The sequence below is a fragment of the Pseudomonas sp. LBUM1674 genome (genome assembly GCF_059695635.1).
Map to the genome: position 1 here is coordinate 655412 of NZ_CP166779.1, position 12348 is coordinate 667759.

General features: G+C 60.0%; 11 protein-coding genes. 3 read left to right on the top strand and 8 right to left on the bottom strand.

Annotated features, from left to right (window positions below):
• Positions 1–41: 41 nt before the first annotated feature.
• Positions 42–2648, bottom strand: coding sequence for a leucine--tRNA ligase (leuS, locus tag ACA067_RS02975; RefSeq protein WP_497460548.1), 2607 nt, complete (start codon positions 2646–2648; stop codon positions 42–44).
• A gap of 278 nt (positions 2649–2926) precedes the next feature.
• On the opposite strand from leuS, the gene ACA067_RS02980 reads away from it, so the two are divergent.
• Together ACA067_RS02980 and ACA067_RS02985 are read left to right on the top strand one after the other, a co-directional pair.
• The gene (locus tag ACA067_RS02980) at positions 2927–3247 is read left to right on the top strand and encodes a hypothetical protein (RefSeq protein WP_064675724.1); all 321 of its coding nucleotides are present in this window, start codon (positions 2927–2929) and stop codon (positions 3245–3247) included.
• 106 nt (positions 3248–3353) lie between these two features.
• A complete protein-coding gene (locus tag ACA067_RS02985; protein WP_497460549.1) occupies positions 3354–4115 on the top strand; it encodes a YdcF family protein in 762 nt (253 codons plus the stop codon).
• Positions 4116–4239: 124 nt separating this feature from the next.
• Here the strand turns inward: ACA067_RS02985 and lnt are convergent, their stop codons facing one another.
• The 5 genes from lnt to miaB form a co-directional block, all read right to left on the bottom strand.
• Positions 4240–5763 (bottom strand): apolipoprotein N-acyltransferase, encoded by a 1524-nt coding sequence (gene lnt / locus ACA067_RS02990; protein WP_497460550.1) that lies wholly within the window; start codon positions 5761–5763, stop codon positions 4240–4242.
• Positions 5764–5777: 14 nt separating this feature from the next.
• Positions 5778–6617 carry a CorC family transporter gene (locus ACA067_RS02995; protein ID WP_064675727.1) on the bottom strand — a complete coding sequence of 280 codons (840 nt, stop codon included), beginning with the start codon at positions 6615–6617 and terminating at the stop codon, positions 5778–5780.
• Between the two features lie 5 nt (positions 6618–6622).
• Positions 6623–7117 (bottom strand): rRNA maturation RNase YbeY, encoded by a 495-nt coding sequence (gene ybeY, locus ACA067_RS03000; protein WP_497460551.1) that lies wholly within the window; start codon positions 7115–7117, stop codon positions 6623–6625.
• On the bottom strand, positions 7110–8126 hold the full coding sequence (locus ACA067_RS03005) for a PhoH family protein (protein WP_497460552.1): 1017 nt from the start codon (positions 8124–8126) through the stop codon (positions 7110–7112). The genes ybeY and ACA067_RS03005 overlap by 8 nt, the downstream gene beginning before the upstream one ends.
• Before the next feature lie 206 nt (positions 8127–8332).
• On the bottom strand, positions 8333–9661 hold the full coding sequence (miaB, locus tag ACA067_RS03010; protein WP_165934008.1) for a tRNA (N6-isopentenyl adenosine(37)-C2)-methylthiotransferase MiaB: 1329 nt from the start codon (positions 9659–9661) through the stop codon (positions 8333–8335).
• 134 nt (positions 9662–9795) lie between these two features.
• Here miaB and ACA067_RS03015 point away from each other — a divergent pair, with 134 nt between their 5' ends.
• Positions 9796–10125 carry a DUF1820 family protein gene (locus ACA067_RS03015; protein WP_007894425.1) on the top strand — a complete coding sequence of 110 codons (330 nt, stop codon included), beginning with the start codon at positions 9796–9798 and terminating at the stop codon, positions 10123–10125.
• 141 nt (positions 10126–10266) lie between these two features.
• On the opposite strand, the gene ACA067_RS03020 is transcribed toward ACA067_RS03015, so the two are convergent.
• On the bottom strand, positions 10267–10821 hold the full coding sequence (locus ACA067_RS03020; protein WP_497455167.1) for a tetratricopeptide repeat protein: 555 nt from the start codon (positions 10819–10821) through the stop codon (positions 10267–10269).
• Between the two features lie 226 nt (positions 10822–11047).
• Positions 11048–12331 carry a glutamate-1-semialdehyde 2,1-aminomutase gene (hemL, locus tag ACA067_RS03025; protein ID WP_497460553.1) on the bottom strand — a complete coding sequence of 428 codons (1284 nt, stop codon included), beginning with the start codon at positions 12329–12331 and terminating at the stop codon, positions 11048–11050.
• Between the last annotated feature and the right edge of the window lie 17 nt (positions 12332–12348).

A 12348-nucleotide genomic window follows, 5' to 3' on the forward strand; every position in this document is an offset into this window, starting at 1 on the left:
GGTTTTACTCGGCGCCAGGCTGGACCTGGCGCCTGATCCACTTAGCTGGCGACGATATTGACCAGTTTCCCGGGCACTACGATCACTTTACGAATAGTCAGACCGTCGACAAAGCGCAGCACGTTCTCGTTGGCCCGTGCGGCGGCTTCGACTTCTTCGCGGCTGGCGCTGGCCGGCATTTCGATGTGTCCACGCAATTTGCCATTCACTTGAATGACCAGCTGCAGGCTGTCCTGTACCAGAGCACTTTCGTCCAGCACCGGCCAGCTGGCGTCGATCACCGGATCGGCGTGACCCAGCCGATGCCACAGCTCATGGCTGATGTGCGGAGTGATCGGTGCCAGCAACAAGACCACGGTTTCCAAGCCTTCGTGAATCAGTGCGCGATCCTGCTCGGTGCCTTGCGGGGCTTTTTCCAGCACATTCATCAGCGTCATCACTTGGGCGATGGCGGTGTTGAATTTGTGGTTCTGGCCGACGTCGTGGCTGGCCTGCTTGATGGCCTGGTGGATCGAACGGCGAATGACTTTGTGCTCGTCGTTCAGGCCGGCGACGTCCAGTGTGCCCGGCAGGCCTTGAGTGACGTGCGCTTGAGCCAGGCGCCAGACACGCTTGAGGAAGCGGTGCGAACCTTCTACGCCGGAGTCGGACCATTCCGCGCTCATGTCAGGTGGCGAGGCGAACATCATGAACAAGCGGCAGGTATCGGCGCCGAACTGGTCAATCATCGACTGTGGGTCGACACCGTTGTTTTTTGACTTGGCCATCTTCTCGGTGCCGCCGATTTCCACCGGCAGGCCGTCTGCGATCAGCTTGGCGCTGATGACCTTGGCCTTGCTGTCGCGCTCGAGTTCGACGTCCGCCGGGTTGAACCAGGTGTAGGCACCGTTGGCTTCGCGACGATAGTAGGTCTCGGCGATCACCATGCCCTGGGTCAGCAGGTTCTTGAACGGCTCGTTGGAGCTCACCAGGCCTTCGTCGCGCATCAGCTTGTGGAAGAAGCGCGCGTAGAGCAGGTGCAGGATCGCGTGTTCGATACCGCCGATGTATTGATCCACCGGCAACCAATGGTCGGCCGCGGATTTCTCGACCAGGCCGCCTGCATAGTGCGGCGAGGCGTAACGGGCGTAGTACCACGAGGATTCGACGAAGGTGTCCATGGTGTCGGTTTCACGCTTGGCAGGCTGGCCGCATTTCGGGCAGCTGCACTCGTAGAACTCGGGCATGCGCGCCAGTGGCGAGCCCGCACCGTCCGGTACCACGTCTTCCGGCAGTACCACAGGCAATTGATCTTCCGGGACCGGCACATCACCGCAGGTATTGCAGTGGATGATCGGGATCGGGCAGCCCCAGTAGCGCTGACGGCTGATGCCCCAGTCGCGCAGGCGGAACTGGGTGCGCGAGGCGCCGAGGTTTTTCTTGATCAGCGCCACTTCGATGGCATCGAAGGCGCCCGCGAAATCGAGGCCGTCGAATTCACCGGAATTGATCAGCGTGCCATGCTCGCCGTAGGCGTCCTGCCATGGCGCCGGGTTGGTGTCGCCTGCACTTGTGCGCACCACGGACTTGATTGGCAGGCTGTACTTGGTGGCGAATTCGAAATCGCGCTCGTCGTGCGCCGGAACAGCCATGACCGCGCCGTCGCCGTAGTGCATCAGCACGTAGTTGGCGACCCATACCGGGAGTTTCTCACCGGTCAGCGGATGCTCGACCAACAGCGAAGTCGGCAGGCCTTTCTTCTCCTGGGTGGCGACGTCGGCTTCGGCAACGCTGCCGCCTTTGCATTCAGCGATGAACGCTTGCAGCTCAGGGTTGTTCTGCGCGGCCAGGGTGGCCAAGTGGTGCTCGGCGGCCACGGCGACGTAAGTCGCGCCCATCAGGGTGTCCGGACGGGTGGTGAAGACTTTCAGTGCACCGGCTTCGCCAATCGAATCGACGTTGTACGGGAACTGCACTTCCATGCCACGAGACTTGCCGATCCAGTTGCGCTGCATGGTCTTGACCTGTTCAGGCCAGCCAGTCAGTTCGTCGAGGCTCTCCAGCAGCTCATCCGCGTAAGCGGTGATCTTGAAGTAGTACATCGGGATTTCGCGCTTTTCGATCAGCGCGCCGGAACGCCAGCCGCGACCGTCGATCACTTGTTCGTTGGCCAGCACGGTCTGGTCGACCGGGTCCCAGTTCACGGTGCCGCTTTTTTTGTAAATCACGCCTTTTTCGAACAGGCGAGTGAACAGCCATTGTTCCCAGCGATAGTAATCCGGCTTGCAAGTGGTGACTTCGCGGGACCAGTCCACCGCGAGGCCCAGGCTGCGCAGCTGGGTTTTCATGTAGGCGATGTTTTCGTAGGTCCACTTGGCGGGCGCTACGTTGTTCTTCATCGCGGCGTTTTCCGCCGGCATGCCAAAGGCGTCCCAACCCATGGGTTGCAGGACGTTTTTGCCTAGCATGCGCTGGTAGCGGGAGATCACGTCGCCGATGGTGTAGTTGCGCACGTGCCCCATGTGTAGCTTGCCGCTGGGGTAAGGGAACATCGACAGGCAGTAGAACGTCTCCTTGCCTGGCTGTTCACTGACTTCAAAGGACTTTTGCTCGTCCCAGAACGACTGGGCGGCGGCTTCGATTTCACGGGGCTGATATTGTTCGTGCATGGCTACTTTTGAACTGAATAGGGGTGGCCTAGTCCTCTTCGATACACGCTGGACGGTGATTGCGCCAGATCGGCGCTTCGGTGTCCAGACGAGCTGGAAGTGGAGTTACAGGAAGCGTCGTAGCATACATGACCGCACTCTACCGAGGGAAACCCTGATTACTGCCCAAGGCCTGGCAAAACCCCCTGCGAGGGCCGTTGGTCGCGGCACCCAGCCGGTTTGTTCATGGAAGCTAAGCTCTAAAAGGGGAGCGAGTCTTATCTTCAATGAGGTGAGGGATGGTTGAGTCACGGCAAAAAGTTACAAAACCGGAGCTGTACGAAAGACTGATCGATCGTCTGGGCATGGCCCTTGACGCGGCCAAAACCGCTGACCGGCTGCGCGATGAACGTCCCTTGGAACTGGAACTGCGTGGCCTGAGCCCCGCAGAGTTTGCACTGGTCAAAGCGTATCTGGATCGCAGTGAACGTGAATCACACGGATACTTGTCAGAGGCAGTGAAGCAACTCGACGCACCACGTTCGGCCAAGATCATCTGGCTCAAGGACAAGGCACCTGGCAGGGACGCGGTAAAGGTCCGGTCTTTGCAATTCAAGTAAGGGCACTTGAAGCCATGAAATATGGTTTTTTAAAGCATAGTCCTTCCGCATTTGTTGTCGCATCGCGTCAACCCACTTAGGCTTCGGGCATCTCTGGAGATGCCCGATGCCTTTTCGCTATTTCGTCAAACAACTTCTACTGCCTCCCGGCATTCTGTTGCTGTTATTGCTGCTTGCCTGGTGGTTGCGCCGCTCAAGGCCGCGACTGGCGGGTTTGTGCTTTGCCTTGGGCGTAGGTGGCTTCTGGTTGATGAGCCTGCCGATAGTAGTGGAGTGGAGCGCCAGGGCGCTTGAGCGTGAACCGCCGCTGGCACGCAATGATTGGGCAACACTGGGTCGGCATGCGGACGCGATCGTGGTGCTGGGGTCGGGGCGCGAACGTGGCGATCCGGCCTGGGACGCCGACCAGCCGACCGGTATCGGCCTGGAGCGCCAGCGCTATGCGGCGCGGCTGGCCAAGGCGTCGGGCTTGCCGATCCTCACCAGTGGCGGGTTGCATTACGGCACACCGCCGACCGAAGCCGGGCTGATGGCGGACTCATTGCTCGATGATTTCGGCGTAACCGTGCGCTGGCAGGAAGGGCGCAGTCGCACGACCTGGGAGAACGCGCAGTTCAGCGCCGAAGTGTTGCTGCCCCAAGGCATCAAGCGTGTCGTGCTCGTGACGCACGCCTCGCACATGCCGCGAGCGGTCTGGAGTTTCCAGCAGGCGGGATTCGAGGTGGTGCCGGCGCCGATGGGGTTTCTGGGGAGGGACAACGCCCGGCCACTGGGCGGCTGGCTGCCGGAGTTCAAGGCGCTCTGGCAGAGTGGGCAGTTGATGAATGAGGCGGTGGGACAGATCGGGTATTCGCTGTTCTACCGCTGAAGATCGATCGTTCCCACGCTCCGCGTGGGAATGCAGCTAGGGACGCTCCGCGTCCCAAAGGCGGACGCAGAGCGTCCGGTGAGGCATTCCCACGCGGAGCGTGGGAACGATCAACATGATGCAGTCAGACGGTCTTGGCCATCCGGCTAGCGATCAACGCCCAGCCAAACAACAACATGCAAACAATGAGCAGCGGCCACGAACGCCATTGCAGGTAAGGCGTCAGGTTGTGCATCGGCACCACTTCGCCGTACAAGATGCCGCGTTCGAACTGCGGGATCTGCACCGTGATCTGCCCGAACGGGTTAATCAAGCCAGTGACCCCGTTGTTGGTGGCACGGATCATCCAGCGTCCGGCTTCCAGTGCGCGCATCTGCGCCATCTGCAAATGTTGCAGCGGGCCGATGGAGGTACCGAACCAGGTGTCGTTGCTGATGGTCAGCAGCAAATCGCTACGGGCCGCGAGGCTGGCGGCGAATTCCGGATAGACCACTTCGTAGCAGATGTACGGCGCGATCTGGTACCCCTTGGCTTGCAGCATCGGCTGATCGGCAGGGCCACGGGCAAAGTCCGACATCGGCAAGTCGAAAAAGGCGATCAGCCCGCGCAACACCTCCTGCAACGGCACATATTCGCCAAACGGCACCAGTTTCTGCTTGAGGTAAGTGCCATCGCCTTCGCCCACGACGGTGATACCGTTGAAAAAGCGTTTCTGTTGATGCAATTCCTGACGGATCGGCACGCCGGTAATCAGTGCGGATTTACGCTCTGCGGCGAAGTCTCCCATCATGTTCAGGTAGCCCTCGGCGGACTCCTTGAGCACCGGGACCGCGGTTTCCGGCCAGATCAACAGGTCGACCGGCTTGGAGCTAAAGCTCATGTCGCGGTACAGCGCCAGCTGCGCATTGAGCTGTGCCGGGTCCCACTTCATGCTCTGTTCGACATTGCCCTGGATCGCCGCGACGCTCAGCGGCGCCCCCGCCGGGCTGGTCCAGGCATGTTCCTTGAGCGCCATGCCGGCCACCCATGGGCCGATCAGCAGCAGCACGCCAGCGGCGATGAAGCCTTTACGACCGGTTTTCATCAAAGGCAATGCGTTGTAGATCAGCGCGGCCGTCAGGGCCAGGGTAAACGAAATCAGCCACATCCCGCCGACGGGTGCGAGCCCGGAAAGAGGGCCATCGAGTTGGCTGTAACCGGAATAGAGCCACGGGAAGCCGGTGAGAAACCAGCCACGAAAGGCTTCCTGGGCGACCCACAGCGCGGCGAACGCCAAGGCATCGGCCAGTGGCGCTTCGTTGCGGCGCAGCCAGCGCACCCAGATCCAGGCGGGCAGGGCAAAGAACCAGGCAATCGCCGCGGTGAAGATCAGCATCAGGAAGCCGGCCAGTAGCACCGAAGCGCCACCGAAGTGGTGGATGCTGTAGTAAATCCAACTGGTACCGGCGCCAAACAGACCAAATCCGAAACACCAGCCACGGCCCAGGGCCTGACGAGGGTTCAGTTGACGTAAGCCGGCATAGAACAAGCCGACCGCCAGCAATGCCAACGGCCAGATATCGAAGGGTGCCAGGGCCAGGGTGGTGATTGCACCGGCCGCCACGGCCAGCAGGTTACCGGGCCAGCCGGGGCGGGTTATCCAGCGCATTTCTATCCTTAGTATTACCGAGCAATAGGCGTCAGGCGAAGCAAGTGAATCCGACGGCTGTCGGCGTTCAGGATGCGGAAGCGATAAGGGCCGATTTCAGTGATTTCGTTGCGTTTTGGCAGGTGCCCGAACGCACTCATCACCAGGCCGCCGACGGTGTCGAATTCGTCATCGGAGAATTGGCTGTCGAAGAACTCGTTGAAGTTCTCGATCGGCGTCAGGGCCTTGATCAGGAAGTCACCGCTGGGCAGCGGCTTGATGTAGCTGTCTTCTTCGACGTCATGCTCGTCTTCGATGTCGCCGACGATCTGTTCCAGCACGTCTTCGATGGTCACCAGGCCCGCCACACCGCCGTACTCGTCAATGACGATGGCCATGTGGTTGTGGTTGGCGCGGAACTCGCGCAGCAGCACATTCAGGCGCTTGGACTCGGGCACAAAGGTGGCCGGACGCAACAGATCCTTGATGTTGAAGTTGTCGCCGTTCTCCTTGAGGATCAACGGCAGCAAGTCCTTGGCCAGCAGCACGCCCATCACGTCATCATGGCTTTCGCCGATGACCGGGTAGCGGGAGTGGGCCGAGTCGACCACGGCGGGCAGGAACTCACGGGGGGTCTGGGTCGCCTTGATGCTGATCATCTGCGAGCGCGGGACCATGATGTCCCGTACTTGCAGGTCTGCAACCTGGATGGCGCCTTCGACGATGGCCAGCGCTTCGCTGTCCAGCAGTTTGTTCTGGTGTGCATCGCGCAGCAGCTCCAGCAGCTCCTGGCGGTTCTTCGGCTCGTGGGCAAAAGCCTGGGTGAGCTTACCCAGCCATGACTTTTGCCCGTTGCTCGATCGATCTTCGCTCATAGCGATTACTCTGAATCCTTTGTTGTAACGATAGGGGGTTCGTCTGTCTCGTCGTCCGTATACGGGTCCGGATGACCCAGCTCTGCAAGCAACGTTCGTTCCAGTGCTTCCATTTCTTCAGCCTCGTCGTCATCTATATGGTCGTAACCCAGCAGATGCAAGCAGCCGTGGATGACCAGATGCGCCCAGTGGGCGTCGAGCGCCTTGCCCTGTTCGGCGGCTTCGCGCTCGACCACGGCCACGCAGATCACCAGATCGCCGAGCAGCGGGATGTCGAGAAACTCGTCGGGCACGTCGGCAGGAAACGACAGGACGTTGGTGGCGTAATCCTTTTGCCGCCAGGTGCTGTTCAGTTCGCGGGCCTCTTCTTCATCGACCAGACGGATGGTCATTTCGGAGTCGGCAGTACGCTGGCGCAGGGCCAGCTCGCACCATTGGCGGAATTTGGCTTCGCTTGGGGCGGTTCCCCGGCTTTCAAGCTGCAGATCAAGCTCAAGCATCGTGGCGATTGTCCCTGGAAGAGAACTTCGCCGGTTCATCCGCCACGCGATTCTCGAAGCGCTCGTAGGCTTCGACGATACGCTGCACCAGTGGATGGCGCACGACGTCCTTGGGCTGGAAGTGGGTGAAGGTGATGCCCGGCACGTCCTTGAGGACCTCGATCACGTGGTGCAGCCCGGACTTGGTGCCTTTCGGCAAGTCGACCTGGGTGATGTCACCGGTGATGACCGCCGTGGAACCGAAGCCGATCCGGGTCAGGAACATTTTCATCTGCTCGACCGTGGTGTTCTGGCTTTCGTCGAGGATGATGAAGCTGTTGTTCAGCGTCCGGCCGCGCATATAGGCCAGCGGCGCGACTTCAATGACCTGGCGCTCGATCAGCTTGGCCACGTGTTCGAAGCCGAGCATTTCATAGAGTGCGTCGTAGAGCGGGCGCAGGTACGGGTCGATCTTCTGCGACAGGTCGCCGGGCAGGAAGCCGAGCTTTTCGCCCGCCTCCACTGCCGGACGTACCAGCAGGATGCGGCGAATCTGCTCGCGTTCCAGCGCGTCTACCGCGCAGGCAACGGCCAGATAGGTCTTGCCGGTACCGGCCGGGCCGATGCCGAAATTGATGTCGTTCCCGAGGATTTCCTTCACGTAGCGCAACTGATTCAAGCCGCGAGGGCGAATCATGCCTTTCTTGGTGCGCAGGGCGACGGACGGTTCGGCGGGGGAGTGGTTGTCCAGCTCTTCGACGGCCGATTCCTGCAGGAACAGGTGAACCGTGTCCGGTGACAGCTCGGTACCCTTGGTTTCCCGGTACAGGCGACGCAAGAGGTTTTCCGCGGAGGTGGTGTGTTTGGGCTCGCCGATCAGTTCGAACTGGTTTCCGCGGTTACGGATCTCGATGGTCAGGCGCTGCTCGATCAAGCGCAGATGCTCGTCGAATTGCCCGCACAGATTGGCGAAGCGGCGAGCTTCAAAAGGCTCGAGGATAAAACGATGTGGTTCTATGGGTGCGTTCAAGGTCGTATTTAGCCGCCCTGGGGCAATTGAGATGAAATCAAGGATAACGCCAGTGGGCTGGGTGCGAAAGCTCTTATACAGACCAATGTTGAACACCTTCCCCTGTGGGAGCGAGCTTGCTCGCGATGACGGTCTGACATTCAACATTTAAGTTGTCTGAGCTGGCGCCATCGCGAGCAAGCTCGCTCCCACAGGGTAATGAGGTGTTACTGGATCAGCGAGCCCCGTAGCGAGTGCGGCTGGGCGGCATCGATGTGCACGTCGGCAAACTGGCCAATCAGCGTGGGATTGTCGCAGCGGAAGTTGACGATGCGATTATTTTCGGTCCGGCCTTGCAGCTCGCCAGGGTCTTTTTTCGAATAATCGGTCACCAGAATCCGCTGGATCGAACCGACCATTTGTCGGCTGATCTCGAAACCTTGCTGATTGAGGCGATGTTGCAGCGCATTCAGGCGCTCTTTTTTCAGTGCTTCCGGCGTTTCGTCGGCCAGATCGGCCGCCGGGGTGCCCGGGCGCTGGCTGTAGACGAACGAGTAGGAGAAGTCGAAACCTACGTCTTCAATCAACTTCATGGTCTGTTCGAAGTCCTTTTCGGTCTCGCCCGGGAAGCCGACGATGAAGTCCGAACTGATGCAAATCCCCGGCACGGCAGCACGCAGTTTGCGCAGTTTGGATTTGTATTCCAGCGCGGTGTGGTTGCGCTTCATCGCCGCCAGGATCCGGTCCGAGCCCGATTGCACGGGCAAGTGCAGGTGTTTGACCAGTTCCGGCACGTCGGCGTGGGCCTGGATCAGGCTATCGGAGAACTCCAGCGGGTGTGAAGTGGTGTAGCGGATGCGGTCGATGCCATCGACGGCGGCGACGACGCGGATCAGTTCGGCCAGGTCAGCCAAACGACCATCATGAGTGGTCCCGCGATAGCCATTGACGTTCTGTCCCAGCAAGGTCACTTCGCGCACGCCGTTTTCAGCCAGGTGGATGATCTCGGCGATCACGTCATCGAAAGGTCGGCTGACTTCTTCGCCGCGGGTATAAGGCACCACGCAGAACGTGCAGTACTTGCTGCAGCCTTCCATGACCGACACGTAGGCGCTTGGCCCATCGACGCGCGGCTCGGGCAAGTGGTCGAACTTTTCGATTTCCGGGAACGAGACGTCGACTTGCGGCAGCTTGGTAGCGCGGGCGGCGTCGATCATTTCCGGCAGGCGGTGCAAGGTCTGCGGACCGAAGACCACGTCCACGTAGGGCGCGCGGTCGCGAATGGCTGCACCTTCCTGGCTGGCTACGCAACCGCCAACGGCAATGACCATGTCCGGGTTGGCCAGTTTCAGTTCGCGCCAGCGGCCGAGCTGGGAATACACCCGGTCCTGGGCGCGTTCGCGGATCGAGCAGGTATTGAGCAGGATCACGTCGGCATCTTCAGCGCGAGCGGTGACTTCCAGGGCCTGATGTTCGCCCAGCAGATCGACCATGCGCGAGCTGTCGTACTCGTTCATCTGGCAACCGTGGGTTTCGATGTAAAGCTTCTTGGCCATGGACAGAGTCATCACGTGATTCAAAGAACCGCGCATTATAGGGAACATGTCCCAAGGTTCCTACCGCTGTGCGTCCGGTGGCTATGCTATAGTTCGCGCCCTCATTTTTATCCCCGATGTGTTGCTCGCCCACCATGACCAAACGTGAAGCTCCAATCTACAAGGTGATTTTCCTCAATCAGGGCCAGGTGTACGAAATGTACGCCAAGCAGATCTATCAAAGTGATCTGTGGGGCTTCCTGGAAGTGGAAGAGTTCGTCTTTGGCGAGCGCACCCAGGTAGTCGTCGACCCTAGCGAAGAGAAGCTCAAGGCTCAGTTCGAAGGCGTTGTGCGCAGCTTTGTGCCGATGCATTCGATCGTGCGCATCGACGAAGTCGAACGCCTTGGCACACCGAAAATCAGCGAAGCCCGCGGCGCGGTCGGCAATGTCATGCCGTTTCCGATGCCGATGCCTGAGAAGTAGGTCGCAAGACCGAGTCGCCCCCAATCGCGAGCAAGCTCGCTCCCACAGTTGATCTCTGGCGTTCACAAAACTTGTGTTCACAGAAGATCCAATGTGGGAGCGAGCTTGCTCGCGATGAGGGCAGTCAGAACGACGCAGAATTCAAGGCAGTGGCGAAAACGGCGTGCGCCCATCCGCGCTCTGCAATTCCATCAAATACTTGCGGAAAATTTGCCCTAGCACCTGCGTCGCCACCTCAAGTTCTTCCCGAGGCATCTTTTCGGCGACTTCATCCGCCGTATCCAGCGCATCTTCAGCGCCGTTGACCGCGGCCATTTTCAACACGATATATGCCTGAACGTTATTGGCCGGCACGCCTTCGCCGTGGAAAAACATGGTACCCAGTTTGAATTGTGCCTGGGCATGGCCTTGCAGCGAGGCCTTTTCGAAGTAGCTCAGGGCTTTATTGAGGTCGCGCGGCGCATTTTTACCGTCGTAGTAGAACTCACCCAGCTCGTATTGCGCTTGCGCATCCCCTTCATCCGACGCTTTCTGGCAGGCCGCGAGGGCCTGTGCCAGATCTTGCGGCTGAGTATTGAGGGTGCAGCGACCCATCGCTGGGATTAACAACGAGTTGCCGCCTGCCTGTGCGAGCGCGAGCAGGGGCTGAAGGAGCAACAGGCAGCCCAATGCAAGGGTGCGGCCGGTGCGGTTCATGGGAATCGACTTACCTCTGGAGGGCGCGCGGACCCATCGAGGGGGATCCAATAAGCGCGCATTATGAAATAAGCAGGGCCAACCTTACAAAGTCTTTACTCGTTTTTCTGCTGCGCGGGGAATATATCGATCACTTTGCCGGGGATTATTGGCAGGTGAGTAGGAAAAAGGGTGGAAGTGTAGGAAAAAGCTGACGCTGGCAATGGCCAACGTCAGCGGCACCGGGTTATTTCAATGCGGCGAATGCGCGCTCGGCAGCATCCAGCGTCAATTTCAGCTCGGTTTCGCCATGGGCGATCGAAGTGAAGCCGGCTTCGAAAGCACTCGGCGCCAGGTATACGCCACCTTCAAGCATCAGGTGGAAGAAGCGCTTGAATAGATTGGCGTCGCTGGACATCACATCATCGAAGGTCACGATGTCATCGGCGCCGCTGAAATACAGACCGAACATGCCGCCGGCCTGGGTGGTCACGAACGGGATGCCTGCTGCATCGGCGCGTTGTTGCAGGCCGTCGAGCAGGCGGCTGGTGTAGTCGGTCAATTCATCGTGGAAGCCGGGACGGCTGATCAGGCGCAGAGTCGTCAGGCCGGCAGCCATCGCCAGCGGATTACCCGACAAGGTGCCCGCCTGGTAGACCGGGCCCAGTGGCGCGATGTGCGACATGATTTCCCGTTTGCCACCGAAGCAACCGACCGGCATGCCGCCACCGATGATCTTGCCAAAGGTACTCAGGTCTGGCGTTACGCCGTAGTGGGCCTGGGCGCCGCCGAGGGCGACACGGAAACCGGTCATCACTTCGTCGAAAATCAGCACCACGCCGTGCTTGTCGCATAGCGTCCGCAGGCCTTCGAGGAAACCAGGTGCGGGCGGTACGCAGTTCATGTTGCCGGCCACGGGCTCGACGATGATGCAGGCCACGTCCTGGCCAACGTCGGCGAGCATGGTTTTTACCGCGTCGATGTCGTTGAACGGCAGGGTCAGGGTGTGTTTGGCGAACGCCGCCGGCACACCGGCCGAGCTCGGCACGCCCTGGGTCAGCGCGCCGGAACCGGCCTTGACCAGCAGGCTGTCGGAGTGACCGTGGTAGCAACCTTCGAACTTGATGATGCTGTCGCGACCGGTGAAACCACGGGCCAGGCGAATGGCGCTCATGGTCGCTTCGGTACCGGAGCTGACCATGCGCACCATTTCCATCGACGGCACGATCGAGCAGACCAGGTCGGCCATCTCGGTTTCCATCTCGGTCGGGGCGCCGTAGGACAGGCCGTGCTCAAGCTGTTTACGCACTGCGTCCAGTACGTCCGGGTGGCTGTGACCGAGAATCATCGGACCCCAGGAACCGACGTAATCGACATAACGCTTGTCGTCTTCGTCGGTGACGTAGGCGCCTTCAGCGTGTTTGAAGAACAACGGTGTGCCGCCAACGCTCTTGAAGGCGCGAACAGGCGAGTTCACGCCACCGGGAATGTGTTTCTGGGCATTGGCAAACAGCGTTTCGGAACGAGACATGATCGGGCTCTCAAATC

Excerpts from the sequence above, each read along its gene's own strand:
- leuS (WP_497460548.1), bottom strand. The coding sequence starts at position 2,648 with ATGCACGAACAATATCAGCCCCGTGAAATCGAAGCCGCCGCCCAGTCG.
- ACA067_RS02980 (WP_064675724.1), top strand. The coding sequence starts at position 2,927 with ATGGTTGAGTCACGGCAAAAAGTTACAAAACCGGAGCTGTACGAAAGA.
- ACA067_RS02985 (WP_497460549.1), top strand. The coding sequence starts at position 3,354 with ATGCCTTTTCGCTATTTCGTCAAACAACTTCTACTGCCTCCCGGCATT.
- lnt (WP_497460550.1), bottom strand. The coding sequence starts at position 5,763 with ATGCGCTGGATAACCCGCCCCGGCTGGCCCGGTAACCTGCTGGCCGTG.
- ACA067_RS02995 (WP_064675727.1), bottom strand. The coding sequence starts at position 6,617 with ATGAGCGAAGATCGATCGAGCAACGGGCAAAAGTCATGGCTGGGTAAG.
- ybeY (WP_497460551.1), bottom strand. The coding sequence starts at position 7,117 with ATGCTTGAGCTTGATCTGCAGCTTGAAAGCCGGGGAACCGCCCCAAGC.
- miaB (WP_165934008.1), bottom strand. The coding sequence starts at position 9,661 with ATGGCCAAGAAGCTTTACATCGAAACCCACGGTTGCCAGATGAACGAG.
- ACA067_RS03015 (WP_007894425.1), top strand. The coding sequence starts at position 9,796 with ATGACCAAACGTGAAGCTCCAATCTACAAGGTGATTTTCCTCAATCAG.
- ACA067_RS03020 (WP_497455167.1), bottom strand. The coding sequence starts at position 10,821 with ATGAACCGCACCGGCCGCACCCTTGCATTGGGCTGCCTGTTGCTCCTT.
- hemL (WP_497460553.1), bottom strand. The coding sequence starts at position 12,331 with ATGTCTCGTTCCGAAACGCTGTTTGCCAATGCCCAGAAACACATTCCC.